General features: G+C 71.3%; 16 protein-coding genes. 8 read left to right on the top strand and 8 right to left on the bottom strand.

Translation table 11 applies throughout. The features are described 5' to 3' along the window. Positions 1-27 precede the first annotated feature (27 nt). Together ACVGV2_RS11790 and ACVGV2_RS11785 are read right to left on the bottom strand one after the other, a co-directional pair. The gene (locus ACVGV2_RS11790) at positions 28-738 is read right to left on the bottom strand and encodes a TetR/AcrR family transcriptional regulator (protein ID WP_459162421.1); all 711 of its coding nucleotides are present in this window, start codon (positions 736-738) and stop codon (positions 28-30) included. Continuing rightward, complete coding sequence (locus ACVGV2_RS11785) at positions 735-1,631, bottom strand: alpha/beta fold hydrolase (RefSeq protein WP_459162420.1); 897 nt, start codon at positions 1,629-1,631, stop codon at positions 735-737. The genes ACVGV2_RS11790 and ACVGV2_RS11785 overlap by 4 nt, the downstream gene beginning before the upstream one ends. Positions 1,632-1,775: 144 nt before the next feature. On the opposite strand from ACVGV2_RS11785, the gene ACVGV2_RS11780 reads away from it, so the two are divergent. Beyond that, positions 1,776-2,468, top strand: coding sequence for a DUF1028 domain-containing protein (locus ACVGV2_RS11780; RefSeq protein ID WP_459162419.1), 693 nt, complete (start codon positions 1,776-1,778; stop codon positions 2,466-2,468). A gap of 444 nt (positions 2,469-2,912) precedes the next feature. On the opposite strand, the gene ACVGV2_RS11775 is transcribed toward ACVGV2_RS11780, so the two are convergent. Continuing rightward, complete coding sequence (locus ACVGV2_RS11775; protein ID WP_459162418.1) at positions 2,913-3,419, bottom strand: nucleoside deaminase; 507 nt, start codon at positions 3,417-3,419, stop codon at positions 2,913-2,915. Between the two features lie 101 nt (positions 3,420-3,520). Here ACVGV2_RS11775 and ACVGV2_RS11770 point away from each other — a divergent pair, with 101 nt between their 5' ends. From ACVGV2_RS11770 to ACVGV2_RS11760, 3 genes are all read left to right on the top strand, one after another. Beyond that, positions 3,521-3,646, top strand: coding sequence for a hypothetical protein (locus ACVGV2_RS11770; protein WP_459162417.1), 126 nt, complete (start codon positions 3,521-3,523; stop codon positions 3,644-3,646). After that, positions 3,643-5,175, top strand: a complete 1,533-nt coding sequence (locus ACVGV2_RS11765; RefSeq protein WP_459162416.1) for an MFS transporter — start codon at positions 3,643-3,645, stop codon at positions 5,173-5,175. The genes ACVGV2_RS11770 and ACVGV2_RS11765 overlap by 4 nt, the downstream gene beginning before the upstream one ends. A gap of 73 nt (positions 5,176-5,248) precedes the next feature. After that, positions 5,249-6,112: an alpha/beta hydrolase gene (locus tag ACVGV2_RS11760; RefSeq protein WP_459162415.1), complete on the top strand. Its 864-nt coding sequence runs from the start codon at positions 5,249-5,251 to the stop codon at positions 6,110-6,112. 90 nt (positions 6,113-6,202) lie between these two features. On the opposite strand, the gene ACVGV2_RS11755 is transcribed toward ACVGV2_RS11760, so the two are convergent. From ACVGV2_RS11755 to ACVGV2_RS11735, 5 genes are all read right to left on the bottom strand, one after another. Further along, positions 6,203-6,835: a class I SAM-dependent methyltransferase gene (locus tag ACVGV2_RS11755; protein ID WP_459162414.1), complete on the bottom strand. Its 633-nt coding sequence runs from the start codon at positions 6,833-6,835 to the stop codon at positions 6,203-6,205. 133 nt (positions 6,836-6,968) lie between these two features. Continuing rightward, the gene (locus ACVGV2_RS11750) at positions 6,969-8,084 is read right to left on the bottom strand and encodes a 5-methyltetrahydropteroyltriglutamate--homocysteine S-methyltransferase (RefSeq protein ID WP_459162413.1); all 1,116 of its coding nucleotides are present in this window, start codon (positions 8,082-8,084) and stop codon (positions 6,969-6,971) included. Positions 8,085-8,171: 87 nt separating this feature from the next. After that, complete coding sequence (locus ACVGV2_RS11745; protein WP_459162412.1) at positions 8,172-9,683, bottom strand: acyl-CoA synthetase; 1,512 nt, start codon at positions 9,681-9,683, stop codon at positions 8,172-8,174. Positions 9,684-9,766: 83 nt separating this feature from the next. Further along, entirely contained in the window at positions 9,767-10,618 is an 852-nt protein-coding gene (locus ACVGV2_RS11740) for a p-hydroxycinnamoyl CoA hydratase/lyase (protein WP_459162411.1), read from the bottom strand. Positions 10,619-10,832: 214 nt separating this feature from the next. After that, a complete protein-coding gene (locus ACVGV2_RS11735; RefSeq protein WP_459162410.1) occupies positions 10,833-11,339 on the bottom strand; it encodes a MarR family winged helix-turn-helix transcriptional regulator in 507 nt (168 codons plus the stop codon). A gap of 264 nt (positions 11,340-11,603) precedes the next feature. Here ACVGV2_RS11735 and ACVGV2_RS11730 point away from each other — a divergent pair, with 264 nt between their 5' ends. Genes ACVGV2_RS11730 through ACVGV2_RS11715 form a run of 4 tightly spaced genes read left to right on the top strand, consistent with a single transcriptional unit; the run spans position 11,604 to position 19,682 of the window. Continuing rightward, positions 11,604-13,154 (top strand): TIGR02677 family protein, encoded by a 1,551-nt coding sequence (locus ACVGV2_RS11730; protein ID WP_459162409.1) that lies wholly within the window; start codon positions 11,604-11,606, stop codon positions 13,152-13,154. After that, positions 13,151-14,416 carry a TIGR02678 family protein gene (locus ACVGV2_RS11725; protein WP_459162408.1) on the top strand — a complete coding sequence of 422 codons (1,266 nt, stop codon included), beginning with the start codon at positions 13,151-13,153 and terminating at the stop codon, positions 14,414-14,416. The genes ACVGV2_RS11730 and ACVGV2_RS11725 overlap by 4 nt, the downstream gene beginning before the upstream one ends. After that, entirely contained in the window at positions 14,413-18,447 is a 4,035-nt protein-coding gene (locus tag ACVGV2_RS11720) for a TIGR02680 family protein (RefSeq protein ID WP_459162407.1), read from the top strand. The genes ACVGV2_RS11725 and ACVGV2_RS11720 overlap by 4 nt, the downstream gene beginning before the upstream one ends. Then, positions 18,444-19,682 (top strand): TIGR02679 family protein, encoded by a 1,239-nt coding sequence (locus tag ACVGV2_RS11715; RefSeq protein WP_459162406.1) that lies wholly within the window; start codon positions 18,444-18,446, stop codon positions 19,680-19,682. Before ACVGV2_RS11720 ends, ACVGV2_RS11715 begins: the two co-directional genes overlap by 4 nt. Positions 19,683-19,709 lie beyond the last annotated feature (27 nt).

Here is a 19,709-nt window from a genome sequence, read left to right as displayed (position 1 = left end):
GGCCTCTCCGCACGTCCTCGCCGCGGATCAGCCCGGCGGTTGCGCTGCCGCGGGGCTGAGACGGCCGGCCTGTTCCGCGGCGGCCCCGTCGTGTGCGGCGGTCGTTGCGAGCATCGCGAAGAACTGGTCGACCAACCACGCCGCGAGCTCGTCGCGGGAGAGATCACCGGCGCGCAGCCACGACAGCACGGTGGTTTCGACCACGGAGATCCAGCCGCGCACGGTTCGCTCGAGCATGGGGCTCGGCGCGTCCGGTTCGAGGAGCGTGCGGAACAGTCCGAGGACGTGCTCGCGGACCCGGTCGACGAGGGTGTCGGTGGCGCTGGTGGCGATCGTGGAACCACTGCGCAGCAAGGCGGTGTAGCTGGTCGCGTAGGTCTCGGTGAACGCGATGAACTCCGCCACCGTGGCCCGCAGGCGTTGCCGGAGGTCCTCGCCGGGAAGCAGGACCAGTCGGTCGATCAGGTCGTCGACGACGCGGCCGAGTGCTGCGAGGTGCATCTCCCGGATGTTGGTGAAGTAGCGGTAGAACAGGGCGCGGGACACGTCGGCGGCGGTGACGATGTCGTCGACGGAGACGTCTTCGGGCGCTTGCCGACCGTAGAGCCCCAGCGCGGTCGTGATGAGGTGATCGCGGCGTCGCTGCGGCGACATGCGCCGCGGCGGGCGGCCACCAGGGGTGTCGGCGCCGCCGGTCGTCCCCGCTCCTCGTGTCGACGCCGCCGAGGGCACGTTCACGAAGCGCCCTCCTCGCCGCGCTCGAGGTGGTCGACGAGCTCATCCGCGCAGCGGGCGACCACGTCCGGTCGGGTGCGCGGCAGCCAGTGCCCGCCCGGCAGCCGCCGCACGCGCAGCTGCTGCACCCACCGGCCGATGTCGGTCTGCAACGGTGGCGAGACGAACGGATCCCCGGTCGGCGCGAGCACCTGCACCGGAACGTCCGCGCAGCGCTCGCGCGGGCGCCGCAACCGGGCCGGCACGTTCGCGCGGTACAACGCCAAGCCCCGCACACCATCGCCGGTGTTCGGCCGCGGCCCCGGACCGCGGCTGGCGGGGTCGAGCTTTTCCAGCGCGCTCAGCAGGCGCGGCAGCAGCCGGCTGCGCCAGGCGAGCTCGGGCAGCACCGGCAGCTGGAAGAACCCGATGTAACCGGAACAGGCCAGTTGCGTGCTGAGTTCGCGCACCCCTCGCGGGGTGGGACGGCGCAGCCGGGAGCGGAACCAGAATCCCGCGTGGTCCAGGCACGGCCCGGAGATCGAGGTCAACGAGGCGATCCGCCCGCGCATCCGATCGCCGGTGGCGGCGTGCCAGGCCTGGATGGACCCCCAGTCGTGCGCGAGCAGGTGCACGGCCGAGTCCGGACTGACTTCGGCCGCGACGGCAGCGAGGTCCTGTTCGAGCTGATCCAGGGCGTACGCCGATCGCCGGTGCGGCGCGCCGGAGCGCCCGGCTCCGCGCACGTCGTAGGTCACGACGTGGTAGCGCTCAGCCAGCGTCAGCACCACGCCGTCCCACACGGAGTGGTCGTCGGGGTAGCCGTGCACGGCGAGCACGGTCGGGGCGGCAGGATCACCGTGTTCCTGCACGGCCAGGTGCACATCGTCCGTCGCGGTGACCTCGCTGGACCTCATGCCGCCACCCTTCCGTTCTGCCCGCACCGGGCTGTGAGACATGCTGTCATGTTAGACAGCACGTCAACAGCGGTGGATCACCGAGCCCGTGGCGATCCTCTCCGCGGCCGGGGCGGGGAGGAGCCGCGCTGTAGGATCAGGCGGATGCGCGCGGGTACTTTCTCGATCGCGGCCTACGACACCGAGTCCGCGACGTGCGGTGTTGCGGTGAGTACGCGGATGCCGGCGATCGGCGGTTTGGCGGTGTTCGCCCGCGTCGGCGCGGGAGCGATCGCGACCCAGGCGTTGATCAACCCGCTGGCCGGTGCGGACGGGTTGGAGCTGCTCGGGCACCACTCCGCGGCGGAGACGCTGCGGCGTGTTCGCGATGCGGATCCCGCCGCGGAAGCGCGGCAGATCGCCGTGGTGGACAGTTCGGGACGTCCCGCCGTCCACACCGGATCGGAAACCCAGCCGTGGAGCGGTCACCGATCCGGCAACGGGTACGCGGTGGCGGGCAACACCCTCTTCGACGGGGGCACTGTGGACGCCATGGCCGAGCAGTTCGAGGCTTCGGCGTCGAACTCGTTGGCGGAACGACTGCTGACGGCCCTGGAAGCCGGCCAAGAGGCCGGCGGGGACTGGCGTGGCAAGCAGAGCGCCGCCTTGTACGTGCACGGTGGACACCCGTATCCGCAGCTGGATCTGCGGGTGGACGAGCACTCCGAGCCGGTCGTCGAACTCCGCCGGGTTTACGAAGTCGCGAAGCGGGAACTGCTGCCGTTCGTGGCGGCCCTGCCGACCCGCGCCCGCCCCGCGGGGGCCTTCGATCGGCTGCTCGGCGGCGACGAGTCGTGAGCACCGGTGCCGCGTGCGGTGCTGCGGATCACCGTTCCGCCGGGGTCGGGCAGTTGCGCGCTGCTCCGGTGCGATCAGCGGTTCGCCGCCGAGCCATTGCGGACGGCGACGGTCCGGCGGACGCGTCGCCGTCCCGGCAGGGCTCACTGTCCAAGAAGGAGTGAGCAGAACCTCGGGTTCACTCCTCGTCGGCGGACGCGCCGGTTTCCCCGGTCGTGTCCTCTTCGGCCTCCGCTGCGGTGGAGCCGTCGTCGGAAGCGGTTTCCTCGTTCACCGGGTCGATGGTGTCGTCAGCCATGGTTCCTCCTTCGCAACGAGCACGGATTCGGTGCACCTCCGAGTGCACCACCGACGAGCGACGGTGACCAAGAAGCAGGGAGCCAAGGTCAGGTGGCCGATGAGTAACGGGCGCGAGCAGTCCCGCACGGGTGAGGCCGAGTCCGGTCAGGTGGCAACTCCGTGCATGCGGGCGTGCAGATCGCGGATCTCGCCGGCGAACTCCGGCACCGGCCCGACCACCGGCACGTCCGGTGCGATCGCGGTGATCGGCAGCGGGGCGACCGGGCCGGGGCGCACACCCCATTCGCGGTGCCACGCGGTGAGTTGTTCGCTGCTCGTGGCGTAGACGATGCGCCCGAGTCCGACCCAGGCGTGCGCGGCGCTGCACATCGGGCAGTGCTCGCCCGAGGTGTAGACGGTGCTCGTGCGGCGCTCGGCCGGTGTGAGGTGGGCCGCCGACCACCGGGCGAGCGCGAACTCCGGATGCTGCGTCGCGTCGCCGCCGCTGACGCGGTTGCGGTCCTCGTGGCGGACCGCACCGTGCGTGTCGACGAGTGCGGAGCCGAAGGGTTCGTCCCCGGCGGCGAGCGCCGCTTCCGCGAGCGCGACGCAGCGGCGCAAGTGGGCGTGGTCCTCGTTCGTCAGCAGCTGTGGCTCGTCCGTTCTCGACACGGCTGTGAGATTAGCACCGCGCGCCGCTGCGAACCGCGGTCCTCGCAACGAGGGAGTACAGGTGTACATGTATGCTCGTGCTGTATGAGGAGAGGGCATTCATGACGCACGAACCCGCCACGAGCCCGCCGACGCAGCGGGCGCGTCGGGACTCCCGCGGTCGTAGGCAGGTGATCGTCGAGGCCGCTGCGGCATTGATCGCCGGAGCCACCGAGAACGCCACATGAGCACCGTCCAGAGCCCACCTCGTGAACTGTCCCATCGGCGTCGCTGGTCGTGCTTGGCCGTGCTCTCGGCCAGCCTGCTGGTCGTCGCCATGGACATGACGCTGCTCAACGTGGCCCTGCCCGACCTGGCCGCGCACCTGCACCCCACCGCGGACCAGCAGCTGTGGATCGTCGACGTGTACTCCGTGGTGCTGGCGGGCCTGCTGGTGCCGATGAGCGCGCTGGCCGACAGGTGGGGGCGCAAGAAACTCCTGCTCGCCGGTTTCGCGGTCTTCGGCGGCGCTTCCCTGCTGGTGCTGGCCGCCGACGATCCCGCAGCGGTGATCGCGGTGCGGGCGCTGCTCGGCGCGGGCGGGGCGATGATCATGCCCACGACCTTGTCGATGATCCGCACCGTCTTCACCGACCCGCGCGAGCGCGCCCTGGCGCTGGGCGTGTGGGCGGCCATCTCCTCCGTCGGCATGGCGGTGGGCCCGATCATCGGCGGGCTGCTGCTCGAGCGCTTCTCCTGGCACGCCGCGTTCCTGGTCAACGTGCCGCTCATGATCGCGGCGATGATCGCGGGCCTTCTCCTGCTGCCCGAGGCGCGCGATCCCGCACCGGGACGCTGGGACGTGCTCGGCACCGTGCAGGCCGTGGCGGGCATGGTCGCTTTCGTGTGGGCCGTCAAGCACTTCGCCGAGGCGGGAGTCGCCGACCCCTTGGGCTGGACCGTCCTGGTCGCCGCCGCGGCGGTGCTGACGTGGTTCGTCCGCCGCTGCCTGCGCCGGCCCGACCCGCTGCTGGACGTGCGGTTGTTCACGGGGCGCGCGTTCACCGCCGGAGTGCTGGCGGCGCTGACGGCGATGCTGACCATGGCGGCACTGCTGCTGCTGATCGCGCAATGGCTGCAACTCGTGCTGGGGCTGTCCCCGCTGATGGCCGGCGTCTACCTGGCACCCATGGCCGCCTCCACCATGGTGGTCTCCCCGCTGGCCCCCGCGCTGGCGGTGCGCATCGGAGCGCGCACGACCCTCGCCGGTGGGCTGGCCGTGGCAGGCGTGGGCTTCCTCGTCCTCGCGGCGGCCTCCACCCCGCTGTCCTATCCGCCGATCCTGGTGGCGATGGTGCTGTTGGGAGCCGGGGGCGGATCGCTGGCCATCGGTTCGGCCATCATCATGTCCGGCACCCCCGCGGCCAAAGCCGGCAACGCCGCCGCGATCGAGGAAACGGCCTACGACGTCGGCAACGTGCTCGGCGTGGCCATCCTGGGCAGCATCGCCTCCGCGCTGTACCGCTCGCGGCTCGACACCTCCGGGCTGTTCTGGTTGGACGGTGGCCAGCTCGCCGCTGCGCGGGAGTCGCTGGGCGGAGCGCTGGACGTCGCCGGACGCACCGGAAGTTCCGAGCTGGCGGCGCGGGCCGGTTCGGCCTTCTCCGACTCCCTGGTGCAGGTCGGCTTGATCGGAGGCCTGAGCACGCTCGTCGCTGCGGGGGTGGTTTACGCCCTGGTCCCCCGCGGGCTGGACGTGCGCCAGCAGCAGCACTGAGCACCGGCACGGTCACGGCGCCGCTGGGATCAGCCGGGTTGCGCCCGAACTCGTGCGAGGAAAGCGTGCACTCATGCGATGGAGCGGACGGTTGCGCCGCGCGGAGGCGGTCGGTGTCCGGGTCAGTCACCGCGTCGTCCCCGGTCGGAGCAGTGCGGTGCCGGTGCGCGACTACGTGCCGGTGCGGGGGCTTCGCGAGCGGCCGCTGCTGTGGATGCACGGCGGCGCGTTCCACTCCGGCAGCCTCGACATGGCCGAGTCCCACGCCGTCGCCCTCTCGATCGCCCGGTCGGGGAGGAGGGTGCGCACCGTGGACTACCGGCTCGTGCCGCGCGGACCCGTGCTGGGCAACCGAGCACTGCGACCATCGGCGAACCGGTACCCGGCCGCTGCCGAGGACGTCCGCGCCGCCGCCGTCGACCTGATGCGCACCGTCGACGGGCCCGTTGCGCTCGGCGGCGCGAGCGCGGGCGCCTGCCTGGCGATCACGGCCTCGCTGGGGCTGCGTGACGGCGACGGCGAGATGCCCGCTGCGCTGGTCCTCGCCTACGGCACGTTCCACGCGGAACTGCCGAGGTTGCCGGAGTCCGTGCGCTCGCGCAGACGCGGCCCGCTCGGATGGCTGCAGTTCACCCCCGGCATGGTGCGGTGGATGAACGTCAACTACGTCGGATCCGAAGCGCTGCTGTCCGACCGGGTGGCCTTCCCCGGAGGAGGGCAGCTCGAGGGTCTGCCACCGAGCCTGCTCGTCGACGCCGACCGCGACACGCTGCGCGCTTCCGGCGAGACCTTCGCGGCGGAGCTGCGTTCCGCCGGCGTCACCACCGAGCACGTCGTCGTGCCCGGCACGTGGCACGGGTTCCTCTCCTGGCCGCGCTCGCGCGGATACCGGCGCGGCATCACGCACGTGCTCCGCTGGCTCGACGTGCACGCTTGACGATCGGGGCCGGACGTCCGCGCCCCTGCCGGTGAGCGGCCATCCCGCGCGGATGCACCGCTGTCGCCGTTGCAGCAGCGTCAGGTGGCGCTACGCCCGCGGCTTGCGGGCGGCGAGTCGTTCGACCACGCCGGCTTTGAACCGACCGTGCTGCTCGACGTCGAATCCGGCGGTGCGCACGTGGCGGATCGGGCGGCGGCGGAAGTGCTCGCCACCCACCGGGATCGTGACGACCTCCACCAGCCCCTGCACGACCCGCACGGCTCGTGACGTGCTGATGACGTGGTCGGCCAGCAGCAGCAGTCCACCCGGTTTGAGCACGCGGTGCATCTCGGTGACGGCGGCGCGCTCGTCCGGGATCGCGCACAGGGAGAACGTGCAGACGGCGGTGTCGAACGACGCGTCGGGAAAGTCCAACCGCTGGGCGTCACCGACGACGAGCTCGATCGACCGCCCCGAGGTCTCCGCGCGCTGCCGGGCGTGCTCGAGCATGCCGGGGCTGAAGTCGATGCCCGTCAGCTGCGCGTCCACCGGGTACAGCTGTAGGTTCAAACCCGTGCCGACGGCCACTTCGAGGACCGCGCCCTCGGCCTGCCGGCACAACCAGGACCGGGTGTTGCCGAAGAACCGCCGGTCGGCGAAGCCCATCTGGCGGTCGTAGGTCCGCGCGTGCTTGTCCCAGTAGCGCCGCAGCCGCTCCACGTTGCCGGATGCGGACCGCATGGCTCCCTCCGCGCTCGACCGACGGTGCTGCAGGTCCCGTTCGCACCGGAGCCCTCGCCGGATTGTGCACCAGGTGGCTCCGCGCGCGCACCTGCGCGCAGCGGGGCGGGTCGAATCGTGCGGCGGAAGCGGGTCAGCCCCAGATCTCCCGCGCGGTCTCCACGATGCGGGAGAGCTTGGCCCACTGCTGATCCTCGGTGAGGTCGTTGCCCTCCTCGGTGGAGGAGAACCCGCACTGCGGCGACAGGCACAGCTGTTCCAGCGGTACGAACTTGCTGGCCTCCTCCACGCGGCGTTTGAGATCGTCCTTGGACTCCAACTCGCCGCGCTTGGTGGTGACCAGCCCGAGCACGACCTGCTTGCCCGTCGGCACGAACCGCAGCGGCTCGAAGCCGCCGGAGCGCTCGTCGTCGAACTCCATGAAGAAACCGTCCACGTCGAGCTCGTTGAACAGCACCTCGGCGACGAACTCGTAGCTGCCTTCGGCCACCCAGGAGGACTGGAAATTGCCGCGGCACATGTGCGTGGTCACCCGCATGCCGTCCGGTCGTCCCGCCAGGGCCGCGTTCATCTGGCGGATGTAGCGCTCGTGCTGGTGTTCGCTGTCCTCACCGCGTTCGGCCAGCATGGCGCGCTGCCGCGGATCGTTGAGGTAGGCCAGGCTCGTGTCGTCCAGCTGCAGGTAGCGGCATCCGAGTTCGGCGATGCCGCGGATCTGCTCGGCGTACGCAGTGGACAGATCGGACCAGAACTCGTCGATGTCCGGGTACACCGCGGGGTCGATCTGGGCCGAACCGCCCCGGTAGTGGACCATGCTCGGTGACGGGATCGTCAGCTTCGCCGTCGCGTCGGTCTGCTCGCGCAGGAACTGGAACGCGTCGGCGAAGATCGTCCGGTCCAGTCCGACCCTGCCCGTGACCGCGGTCGCCGCCGGGGCGAAATCGATGGTGCCGTCGGGGTTCTGGAACTGCACGTGCATCTGCTCGTCCGAGCGGGAGATGCCGTCGAGCTGGTAGATGAAATCCATGTGCCAGGACGAACGGCGGAACTCCCCGTCCGTGACCGTGGAAAGTCCGATCTCCTCCTGCCGTCGGACCACGCGGCGGATCGCTTCGTCCTCCACCCGGTGCAGCTGCTCGGCGGTGATCTCGCCGTCGGAGTACTGCTTGCGGGCTTCGCGCAGTTCGCGCGGCCGCAGCAGACTTCCCACGTGGTCGGCGCGGAACGGTGGGGCGGAACGCAGGGACATGTTGCACCTCGCAGGGATTCGGCCCCGTGGGGCGGTTCGTCCGTCCGGCGCCGCCGGCGGAGGGCGCAGGCGGGCCGGACGGTGCGGTCAGGTGTGCTCGCGCCGGAGCGCGAGCTTGTCGAGCTTGCCGGTGGCGCTGCGCGGCAGCTCCGCGACGAACTCGACGCTTTTGGGGACTTTGTACGCGCCGAGGCGTTCGGCGGCGAACCCGGTGATGTCGGCGGCGGTGGGTTCGGTGCCGGAGCTGGCGACGACGAGGGCTTTGCCGGCCTCGCCCCACGCCGGGTCGGCGACGCCGATCACTGCTGCATCGGCCAGTGCGGGATGTTCGTGCAGGACCGATTCGACCTCGGCGGGGTAGACGTTCTCACCACCGGAGATGAACATGTCCTTGACCCGGTCCACGACGCGGTAGAACCCGTCGTCGTCCACTGTGGCCACATCGCCGGTGCGGAACCAGCCGTCGCCGGTGAAGGCCGCGTCGCTGGCCTCGGGACGCTGCCAGTAGCCGTCGACGACGTGCGGACCTTCGACGAGGACCTCGCCCGGCTCCGCGCCACCCCCGGCCGCCGCCTCTCGCCGGTCGAGGCGAACATCGGTGAAGAAGTGCGGTTTGCCGGCACACCCGATCCGGTGCGGACTGTCCGCGGCGGAGAGCAGCAGCACACCCGGGGAGGCTTCGGTCATGCCGTATCCCTGCATGAAGGTGAGCCCGCGTTCGCGGTAGCGGCGGATGAGCTCCTCGGGAACGGGAGCACCGCCGCACATGAGGAACCGCAGGCTCGACAGGTCGGCCCCGGGCCACCGCGGTGAGCGGCTCAACGCGTCGAACATGGTCGGCACGCCGAACGCGAGGGTGATCCGCCGCTGCTCGACGAGGTCGAAGGTCCGCTGCACGTCGAAGGACTCCTCCAGCACGAGCGTGCCGCCCTTGAGCACGGTCGGCAGGCAGGTCATCCCCAACGCCGCGGTGTGGAACAGCGGAGCGTTCACCAGCGTGACCTCGGTGCTCGCGATGTCGACGTCCACCACGACGTTGAGCGCGTTCCACACGGCGTTGCCGTGGCTGATCCGAGCGCCTTTCGGTCGGCCCGTCGTGCCGGAGGTGTACAGGAGGATCGCCGGATCCTCCTCGGCGACGGGTTCGTCGACCGGCTCGGCGGGGCGGGAGCGGATGAGCTCCTCGAGGCCTCCCTCCTGCGGGTCGTCGGCCACGGACAGCAACTGCATCCCGGCGCGGTGCTGCAAGCGGCGGGCGGTGTCTGCGTGGCGGTGGTCGTGCACCAGCAGCGCAGCACCCGCGTCGTCGAGCACGAACGCCAGCTCCTCGGCGGCCAGTCGCGTGTTCAGCGGGACGAACACGGCGCCCAGAGCGCCGGCGGCGAAGAGCACCTCCAGGAACGCGGGGCTGTTCGGGCCGAGGTAGGCGATCCGGTCGCCGCGGGCGAGGCCCTGCGCGCGCAGGCCGCGGGCCAGCGCGCGCACCCGGTCGCGCAGCTCGGCGTAGGTCAGCGTGCTGTCCCCGTGGACCGTTGCCACGGCGTTCGGCGTGCTGCGGGCGCGCCGCTCCGGCCAAGAACCCAGACCGTGGTCGTGCATGGGCTGCCCCTTTCCCACCGCGCAAGTGCCTGTCCGCTCCGACGAGGGGATCGTGCCGGTGCCCTCGGGCGGGACCGGTTCTGCTAGGCCTGGTTTTCGCGGGTGCCCAGGCCCGGCCGGTAGCTCTTGTCGTCGAGGAACTGCTCGAGGCCCCGCTGCTTGCCCTGCTCGGGGTCGTGCCCCGTGGCGGCGTCGAGCTTCGCGTAAAGGTAATCCTCGGCCTCGTCCCACGAAAGGCGTTTGGCCTTTTTGAACCCGACTTTGGCCGCGCGCAGCACGTGGGTGTTCATCCCGGCCAGTTTCGACGCCACTTCGACGGTGCGCTCGGCCAGCTGCTCGGCCGGGACCGCTTCGTTGACCAGGCGCATCCGCTCGGCGCGACGACCGTCGAAGGTCTCGCCGGTCATGATGAACCACAGCGCGTCGCGGGTGGGCACGGTTTCGGCCAGCGCTCGGGAGACGAGCCCGCCGGGCGGGATGCCCCAGTTCACCTCGGACAGCCCGAAGGTCGCGTCCTCGGCGGCGATGGCCAGGTCGCAGCACACCAGCGGGGTGAACGCGCCGCCGAAGCACCAGCCGTTGACCATGGCGATCGTGGGCTTGGCGAAGTGGATGAGCCGCCGCCACTGCCATTCCGCGCTCTCGCGGCGCGCCCGGGTCTCCACGTGCGGTGGGGAGGCGTCGACCTCGCGGAAGTACTCCTTGAGGTCCATGCCGGCCGACCAGGCCTGGCCCTTGCCGGTCAGGACGACGCACCGGGCCTGCTCGTCGGCCTCGAGCTGTTCCAGGGCCTGGATCATCTCGTGGTTGAGCGTCGGGTTCATCGCGTTGCGCTTGTCGGGGCGGTTGAACGACAGCCATCCGATGCCGGAGGTGTCGACCTCCACCTCGACGGTTTCGTACTGGCTCGGGCTCGATGCGCTCGCACTGGGCACAGGAGATCTCCTCGGGAGGGGAGCGGGGCCGACTGCCGGCGCACCGCGCTCCGGTTCGCACTGCGGTGCCGATACCGGAAGCTGTCGCCGACAGCCGCCGACACCGGACGCTTTTTTTATCAGGCAACCTGATGATGAACTCCCAGCAGGCGAGTGCGCAAGAGGTCCCGCCCGGCGGAGCGGGCGGGTCGCCGCTGGCCGGGTCGGCCGCGGGTCAGGGCACGTCGGTGGAGATCTCGGGCGATTCGGGGGGCTGCTTCGCCAGCGGGGCGAGCGCCGCGTAGCTGCGGTGCAGGCATTCCCGGAACACCGCGCGTTCGCCGGGGTTCATCGCTTCGAGGACGCGCTGCTCGAACGAGCGGATGATCGGGTCGCAGGCGGACAACGTCGCGTGCCCCGCACTGGTGAGGCTGATGAGCAGCACCCGGCGGTTCGCCTCGTCGCGCCGGCGCTCGACCAGGCCGCGGTGCTCCAGCCAGCGCACCATCTCGTGCATGGTCTGCGGCGTCACGAACGAGCGCCGTGCCAGTTGCGCCGAGGAGAGCTCGTCGCGCGAGGCGAGCACGGTCAGCGCGGTGTACTGCAGCGTCGTGAGCCCGTGGGGGCGCAGCGCATCGTCCATGAGCGACCGCGCGACCAGCTCCAGCTGCTTGACCAGGTACAGCGTCAGCGGCGTGTCGGCTTCCGCCGCTCGGTCGGTGTGCTCGTCCACGCCGGTCATCTTCGCACTCCTCCGCACCCGGGGTGCTCGCTCGGTCTCGACGCTCCGAACCGGGCGGAACTCCGCTCAATTCCATCAGCATTCCTGATTGTGCACCCACGCCGCCAACGGGAGCCTTCAACGGGAGGTGGGGAAGGCGCTTGTGCAGCAGCCGCGTGTTGTCGGTGGACGTCGGTATCGTGGCCGGCGCGCCAGGCCCGGCGCCCGCGTGCGGGCGCCGGGATCGTGCGGGTGCCGGGATGCCGCACGCGTGAGAGGGGACCGATGGAGCAGAACCGCCATGTGCCGAGCGACATGTTCCGGTTCACCACCGGCAGCCAGGCGCAGCTGCACACCACGATCCTGCGCACGTTCGGCGAGGCCAACGAACGGTTGGAAACCGCGCTCGGTCTCGACGCCGTGCGAGACCGCCTACGAGCGGTCGGCGGGTTCGACGCGTTGGACGAAGCGGATGTGACCCGTGCGCTGAACCAGCTGCGCGAGTGGCAGCTGCTGGACGTCATCCAAAACCACGGGCAGAGTTACCGCACCGCAGCGGAGTACGAGCAGCACAACCTCCAGTACTCGCTGACCAAACGCGGGGAGGCAGCGCTCGTCGGCGTGCAGCAGGCACTGGTGGCCCTCTCCTCGAGCGGGGCGCTGCAGACCGCGGTTCTCGACGCCATCGCCGACCGGCTCGACAGCCTGCACGCGCTGCTCGGCGACCCGAACTCGACGAACCGCCGCGTGTTCTCCACCCTGACCGAGCTGGAGAACCACCTGGACGCTTTGCGGGGCAACACCAAGCAGTTCAACGGGGAGCTGCAGCGGCTGCTGCGTGCCGACGGGGCTGACCTGACCACGTTCCACGAGGTCAAAGCCTCGACCGTCGCCTACCTGGAAGAATTCCTCACCAACCTGGATCAGCGCGCCCAGGCGATCGCCACCGGAGTGGCGCGCATCGACGAGCACGGAGTGAGCCTGCTGCACCAGCGGGCGCTGCTCGGGGCCGATTTGCCGCAGCTGATCGGTGCGGACCCCACCCCCGAGTGGTTGGAGCACCGCAGAACCAGGTGGGAAGGATTGCGAGCCTGGTTCGCGCCGACCGATGGCAGTCCGCCGCGCGTGGACGAGCTGCGCAACGTCGCCCGCCGCGCGATCGTGTCGCTGCTGCAGGTGCTGGAGCGCATCACCGAGTCACGCCGCCGCTCCTCCAACGCGGTCGCGGATTTCCGCGAGCTCGCCCGGTGGTTCGCTGCCGCCCCCTCGGAGGACGCGCTGCACCGGTTGTGGGCGACGGCGTTCGGCCTCGGTTCCGCGCGCCACGCCCACCTGGCGCACTCCGATCCAGAACTGATCAGCGCCTCCGAAAGCTGGTGGCAAGCCGAACGGATCGAGGTTTCCCAGCTGCTGCAAACCTCGGGGCGCACCGAGAAGTTCGCCCGCACGGGCAAAGTCCGGGACGTTTCCGAGTTGAAGCGGCAGCGCGCCGAGCACGCCAGGGCCGCGCGGGCCGAACTGCTGGCGGCCTGGCAGCGCCTCGCCACGGGAGGGCGTGTCCGATTGTCGAACTTCGGAGATCTCGACCACCCCACGCTGGACCGGCTGCTCGACCTCCTCGGACGCGCGTTGGCCAGCAGCGCCGATGCGACCGGGGCGCGGCGCGGCGTCACCGGCGACGGCAAGATCGAGATCGTGCTGTGGCCACCACCGGACACGCGGCACGCGGTGCTGCGCAGCCCGCGCGGCACGCTCACCGGGCCGGACTACCTCGTCGAGGTCCGCGCACCTGGCGGGGACCGCCACGTCTCGGCAGCGGAGGGGGACGTCGGATGAGCAGCCTGGGCAACCAGCTGGCCAGTGCGGAACGGCACGACATCGCCCGCGGCATCCGACTGCTGCTGGCCGAACCGCTGATCACCGAACGCGGCTCCCCCGAGGCGTTCGACCTGGTCCGCCGCCGCCAGGACCCGCTGGCGAAGTGGTTCGACCACTACTGCGGCTGGTCGCTCACGGTGGAGCCGCGGATGGGCTACGCGCGCCTGGCGAAGGTGCGCAGCGGAGCGGACAGCACCCGTCCGGCGAGGCGGCAGCGCTCCGGGCGCGCCGCCTTCGACCGGCGGCGCTACACGTTGTTCTGCATCGTCGCCGCCGAACTGCTGACCGCGCCCGTGACCACGGTCGGCCTGCTGGCCGAGCAGGTCGCCCGGGCGACGGCGGTGGATCCGGACATCCCGAGCTTCGACACCGCCCAGCGGCCCGAACGCCGCGCCTACGTGGACGCGCTGCGGTTGCTGGAGTCCTGCGGCGCTGTCGAGGTCGTGGACGGGAGCACGGAGTCCTTCGTGGAGTCCGCGGAGGCGAAGGTGCTCTACCGGGTGGACAGCGCGCTGCTGATGCGCCTGCTGTCGGCACCGGTGGGTCCGTCGCGCTCGGCAGTGCCCGCCGAGGAGGTTCCGGAACGCTTCGACGAACTGCTCGAGGTGATCACCACGGAACCGCGCTACGGAGTGCCGGACGGCGCGGGCGAGCAGGAAAGCGCTTCGGAAACGCAGCGCAACCTGTGGCTGCGGCACTCGGTGTTCCGACGGCTGTTGGACGAACCGGTCGTGTACCGCAACGAGCTGTCCGCGGCGCAGCTGGCGTACCTGACCTCGCCGACCGGACGTCGAATGCTGCGCAAAGCCGCGGAGGAAGCGGGATTCGCGCTGGAGGAACGCGCCGAGGGGTGGCTGTTCGTCGACACCGAAGCGCTCGCCACCGACGGGAAGTTCCCCGACGATTCCAGCGTCGCCAAGGTCGCCGCGCTGCACCTGCTGGAGGCGCTCACCGCCGCCACCGGCGGGATGACGCCCGAGCAGCTGCGCGGTGAAACGAGCGCACTGCTGGAACGGTTTCCCGGCTGGGCGCGGACGTACCACTCCGAGGACGGCCCGGAGCGCCTGTCCGCCGATGCCGTGGCCGTGCTGGAGCAGTTCGGCCTCGCACACCGCTCCGGGCACCACGTGGAGGCGCTGCCCGCTGCGGCGCGGTACCGGCTCGCCGCCATCCGCAGCAGGGACGGCAACTCCGGCACGACGAAACGGAGCCGAGCATGACGGTCACCGAACTTCCGCGCCGCGCGGAGGATCCACGCGGTGAGCACACCGCGACCCGGTGGAAACCGAGTCGCGCCGGCATCCTCAACGTCTGGCGCTACTACGACGAGGTGTTCGGATTCCACAACGGCCGCATGCTGCTGCGCGGGCCGAACGGTACGGGCAAGTCGAAGGCGCTCGAGCTGTTGCTGCCGTACCTGCTCGACGCCAGCATCCGGCCGCACCGGCTGTCCACGTTCGGCACCGGCGACCGGGACATGTGGTGGAACCTCATGGGCGAAGGGGCGACCGGGAAGACGCGGGTGGGCTACGTCTGGCTGGAGTTCGCCCGCGACGGCGGTGACGGTCCCGAGTGGTTCTGCTGCGACGCGCGGCTGCAGGCGAGCCAGCACACCAAGTCTCCTGCGGTCGACTACTTCACCACGTCGCAACGCCTCGGTGCGGAGCACGACGTGGCGCTGACGAACTCCTCCGGAGCGCCGCTGACCAAAGCGGCTCTGCAGGAGGCGCTGGGCGAGTGCGGCGCGGTGCACCCCACGGCCGCGGACTACCGCACGCAGGTGCGGCGGACGTTGTACCCCGAACTGACGGAGCAGCGCTACGACGCGCTGATCACCGCGCTGCTGCAGCTGCGCCAACCCAAGCTGTCGCAACGGCTCGATCCCAAGCTGCTGTCCCACCTGCTGTCGATGGCCCTGCCGCCGCTCGGGCAGACCGAGATCAGCGAGCTCGCCGAGGGTTTCGAACGGCTCGACCGGCAACGCGAACAGCTGCAGCGCCTCGACGACGAACTCGCAGCCGCCACGACCGTGGCCAGGCGCCAGGAAACCTACGCGCAGCGGGTGCTGCGCGCCGGTTCGGCCACTCTGATCTCGGCGACCACGGAAATGGACAACCTGACCCGGCGGGCGCGCGAGTCCGACGCCGAATACCGCAGCGCCGCGCAGCAGCGCGTCGAGGTGCAGCAGCACCGGGACGAGCAGCGGGCGCAGCACGCCCGGTGGGAGTCGCGGATCCAGGGGCTGCAGGACAGCGAGGAGTACCGGCAGGGGCGGCAGCTCGAGCCGCTGCACCAGCAGGCCCGGGACGCCGATGCCGCGGCGCGTTCGGCACGGGACAAGGCAGAACGGGCCCAGCAGCGAGCTCGCACGGACCAGCAGGACGCCGCCGCGGCGGAGCAGGTGCAACGGTCCGCGGCCGAGAACCTGGCCGCCGCGCGCGAGGACGCCGCGAACGCCGCGCAGCACGCCGGTCTCGACGCGGTGTGCGCGGAGGTCGCCGGCGCGCTCGAGGCCGACGGTGATCCCCGGTCCCTCGTGCGGGCCGGTGTGTCCAGCAGGAAGGAGCAGATCGCCGAGGTCCTGCGCGCTGTGCAGGACTACGAGACGGCGGTCGGGCGGCGCACCGACGCCGAGGAGCAGTTGGAACGATCCCGGCACGTGCTGTCGCGAGCCACGGACCAGCGCACCGAACGCGCCGAGGCGTACCAGGCAGCAGTGGAGGAGCAGGCCGAACAGCTGCACCGGTGGGCTGAATCCGCGGTCCAGCTCCGCTTCGACGATCCTGGCGCGCTCACCGAGCGCGCCGAATCGGAATCGGCAGTGGTGGAGCTGGTGAACCCGGTGTACGCGGCGGCCGTGCACGCGCTCTCCGCGGAGAACTCCACCACGACCGCGCAGCGCGCGAAGTCGCAGCAGGAACGCGACGCGCTGGCCGCTGAGGCCGAACACCTGCGCACGGCCGCCGACCTGCCACCGGAGCCGCCGCCGACCCGCGGTTCCGATCGCTCGAGCATGTCCGGCGCGCCGCTGTGGCGACTGGTGTCGTTCCGCGACGGCCTGTCCGCCGAGACCCGGGCGGGGGTCGAAGCGGCGCTGCAGGCCAGCGGTCTGCTCGACGCGTGGGTACCGGCGGATGAGGACGAGGTCGTCACCGCGCACGACGTGTTCCTGGACACGGCGCGGGCCGAACCCGTCGCGGGGCCGACGCTCGAGGACGTCCTGCGTCCGGAGGACGAGCCGGCGGTGCCGGCCGAACGGCTGCACCGGGTGCTCTCCGCGGTCGCCTGCGGTTCGGCGCTGCCCGCCGGGCAGCCGGTCGCCATCGGCGCGGACGGGCAGTGGCGGGTGGAGGTCGCCACCGGCAGCTGGAGCAAACCGGAGGCGGCGCACATCGGAGCCGAAGCTCGCGAACGGGCCCGCAAGCGGCGCCTCGCCGAACTGGACCGGCACATCGACGAGCTGGACAACGCTCTGCGCACCTTCGACGAGAGGCTCGCGCACGTGGCGGAGCGGCGTCGCCAGCTCGATCAGGAGCTCGACGCCCGGCCCGGCTACGACCAGCTCAACCGCGCGCACGACGCGCTGCGCCGGGCCGAAGCGGACGAAGCGGCGGCCGACTCCGCGGTGTCGACGGTGCTGGAAACGGTCCGGCAGCGGGAAGAGGCGGTGCGCTCCGCCCTGCACGCGCTGAGCGAGCGCGCCGCCGGCAACGGGATGCCCGCCGAACACGCAGCCCTGACCAGGCTGCGCGAGGTCGTGGACCACTTCCGCGACCTCGCGGACACCTGGTTGGACCGGCACCACGAGCACGTCCGCGCTCAGCAGCGCACCCAGGACTGCGCCGAGCGGGCTGGGCGCAGCCAGACCGCTGCCGAGGAGCAGGCGACGGCGGCGGAGCAGGCCGAAGCCGAAGCGAGCGACGCGAGCGAGCGCTACGCGGCGGTCGAACGCACCATGGGCGCTCCCTTCCGCGAGGTCCAGGCGGAGATCGGCCGGTTGCGGGAACAGCAGCGCGCGGCCGCGGAGGAAATCGAAGGGGATGACGGCACGCTGCTCGAACTGGCGGAGAAGATCGGTTCTCTGGAGCAGCAGCGCGCCCAGGACGCCGAACGGCGCGATGCGGCCGTCGCAGCGCGCGACACCGCCGCAGCGCGGCTGCGCCGGCTGGTCCTGAGCAGCCTCGCCGCGGACGCGGGCCTGGACAGCACGCTCGGTTCCGATGACGGCGTGCGCAACACGCTGCAAACCGCTCGCGCGGTGGCGGCTCAGTGGCCGAACGTTCCGCACGAGCCCAAGAACATCGGCGACGCGCTCACGAGGCTCTCGGAATCGGTGCACAACAGCCGGGACACGTTGCACCGCGCCGATCTCGTCCTGGATTCGGACGAGGACGTCCAGGTGTTCTCCGCGTCGATCGACGGGGTCCGAGTCGGGGCCGCCGGTCTCGTCGCCAAGCTGCAAGACGAGGTGCAGCGCAGCCGTGGCGACATCACCGAACGCGAGCGCGAGCTGTTCGACCGGACGTTGACCGGGGACACGCGTCGCCACCTGGCCGACCGCATCCGCCAGGCCGGCGAGCTCGTCGAGCAGATGAACGCGCGGCTGGAACGCGTGCGCACCGCTTCGGACGTCGCGGTGCGTCTGGTGTGGGAGGTGGATCCGGACTTGCCGGAGGGCACCAAAACCGCACGGGACCTGCTGCTCAAGGACCCGGTGCGGCTCACCGACGACGACCGCGCCGCGCTGCACCGGTTCTTCCGCGAACGCATCGAACAGGCGCGGGAGGACAACACCTCCGCAGGATGGGAGCAGCAACTGGCGCAGGTGTTCGACTACGCCGCGTGGCACCGGTTCGTGGTCAAGATCAACCGCGGCGGCGACACCGGGTGGCAGCCCCTGACGAAGAAGCTGCACGGGGCGCTCTCCGGCGGCGAGAAGGCGATCGCGCTGCACCTTCCGCTGTTCGCCGCCGTGGCCGCGCACTACCAGTCCGCGCCGAGCGCGCCCCGGCCGATCATGCTCGACGAGGTGTTCGTCGGTGTCGACGCCCTCAACCGCGGCCAGGTCTTCCAGCTGCTGTCCTCGCTGGACCTCGACCTGGTGCTCACCTCCGATCACGAATGGTGCACCTACGCCGAGCTCGACGGCATCGCCGTGCACCAGCTGATCACCGGCGACGACGAAGCCGTCACCACCGCCCGGTTCATCTGGGACGGACAGGACCTGCACGAGCAGCAGGAGGCGCGGTGAGCTTGCCGGCGCGTCTGCACGCGCCCGCGCTGGCGCCGCTGTGGAGGTCGGTGCATCACCGGTTGTCCTCCGGCAAGCAGGTGAGCAGGGTCCGCATCGGTCCGTTGACGCCGGAGCAGCGGGAGGCGGTGGCCGACCTGCTCGGCATGTCCCGCTACGCCCGGGAGTACGAGACGGTCGCACTGTCCACCCTCGACCGGGTCCTCGCCGAGTCAGCCGACGTCGACACCGCCGCGGCGGTCAGCGAGATCATCGGCCCGGTGGACGACCGCGCCGCCCGGAAGGCGCACGCCGCGGCGGAACGGGAACGCCTGTGGAACTGGTTGGAGCAGCACGAGGTGGTGGCCGCCCAACCGGCCCTGCGCGGCTGGGTCGCGCGGACGCGCAATGCCGGCTTGGTCAACGGATCCGTGCCCGAGATGCGGGACCTGCTCGAATCGGCGCTGTTCGTGCTGCAGCGGTTGCCCGCGCAAGGTGCGCCGCTTCCGGCCTTCGCCGAGTCCGCCGTGGGGGACCCGCACGGGCTCGACGACGACACCCGCCTGACACGCCTCGTTCTCCGCGCGGTCGCGGCCATGCGCGGCGCCGACCCCCCGGAAGACGCGCAGCAGCGCCGCGCGCTGTGGGAATCCGTCGGAGTGTCCGAGGACGACCTGTCGGCCACCGTGCTGGCCGCCGGGATCCGCCCGGAGGGCGACGGTCTGGTCCCCGGGATCCTGCGGACGTGCGCGGACGCCGGGCACGCCGCATCGGTCACGCTCGGCCAGCTGCGGGAGGCCGCCGGGTTGCGCGTGCCCCACGCCGACGTGTGGATCGTGGAGAACCCGAGCGTGCTGTCGGCGGCGTTGCGGCGTTTCGGGTCGCGTTGCCCGCCGCTGGTGTGCACCGCCGGCTGGCCCAACAGCGCGGGGATCCTCCTGCTGCGCGCGCTCGCCGCCGCGGCGAGCACGCTGCGCTACCACGGTGATCTGGACGGGGAGGGGATCCGCATCGCTTCCTACGTCATCGCCAAGACGGGTGCGGTTCCGTGGCGCCTGTCCGCGGCGGACTACCTCCGGGAAATCGAGGGAAGGCCCCACGGCCCGGACCCCGGGCGGATCACCCCGGCCTCCTGGGACGAGGATCTCGCGCGTGAACTGGAGACCTACCGCGTCGCCGTGCCGGAGGAACGCCTCATCGCCGAGTTGCTCGAGGACCTGTCGACCGGGCGCGACCGGCACGTGCGGCCGGGCTGACCGCGAGAGCGCATTCGTGCCTCGGCG

The organism is Bounagaea algeriensis (assembly GCF_054491375.1).
This window is presented reverse-complemented; position numbering and strand designations above follow the sequence as displayed.

What these genes read in the sequence shown, in the direction of transcription:
- ACVGV2_RS11785 (WP_459162420.1), bottom strand. Translation starts at nt 1,631, where the DNA reads ATGAGGTCCAGCGAGGTCACCGCGACGGACGATGTGCACCTGGCCGTG.
- ACVGV2_RS11780 (WP_459162419.1), top strand. Translation starts at nt 1,776, where the DNA reads ATGCGCGCGGGTACTTTCTCGATCGCGGCCTACGACACCGAGTCCGCG.
- ACVGV2_RS11770 (WP_459162417.1), top strand. Translation starts at nt 3,521, where the DNA reads ATGACGCACGAACCCGCCACGAGCCCGCCGACGCAGCGGGCGCGTCGG.
- ACVGV2_RS11765 (WP_459162416.1), top strand. Translation starts at nt 3,643, where the DNA reads ATGAGCACCGTCCAGAGCCCACCTCGTGAACTGTCCCATCGGCGTCGC.
- ACVGV2_RS11760 (WP_459162415.1), top strand. Translation starts at nt 5,249, where the DNA reads ATGCGATGGAGCGGACGGTTGCGCCGCGCGGAGGCGGTCGGTGTCCGG.
- ACVGV2_RS11755 (WP_459162414.1), bottom strand. Translation starts at nt 6,835, where the DNA reads ATGCGGTCCGCATCCGGCAACGTGGAGCGGCTGCGGCGCTACTGGGAC.
- ACVGV2_RS11750 (WP_459162413.1), bottom strand. Translation starts at nt 8,084, where the DNA reads ATGTCCCTGCGTTCCGCCCCACCGTTCCGCGCCGACCACGTGGGAAGT.
- ACVGV2_RS11745 (WP_459162412.1), bottom strand. Translation starts at nt 9,683, where the DNA reads ATGCACGACCACGGTCTGGGTTCTTGGCCGGAGCGGCGCGCCCGCAGC.
- ACVGV2_RS11735 (WP_459162410.1), bottom strand. Translation starts at nt 11,339, where the DNA reads ATGACCGGCGTGGACGAGCACACCGACCGAGCGGCGGAAGCCGACACG.
- ACVGV2_RS11730 (WP_459162409.1), top strand. Translation starts at nt 11,604, where the DNA reads ATGGAGCAGAACCGCCATGTGCCGAGCGACATGTTCCGGTTCACCACC.
- ACVGV2_RS11725 (WP_459162408.1), top strand. Translation starts at nt 13,151, where the DNA reads ATGAGCAGCCTGGGCAACCAGCTGGCCAGTGCGGAACGGCACGACATC.
- ACVGV2_RS11720 (WP_459162407.1), top strand. Translation starts at nt 14,413, where the DNA reads ATGACGGTCACCGAACTTCCGCGCCGCGCGGAGGATCCACGCGGTGAG.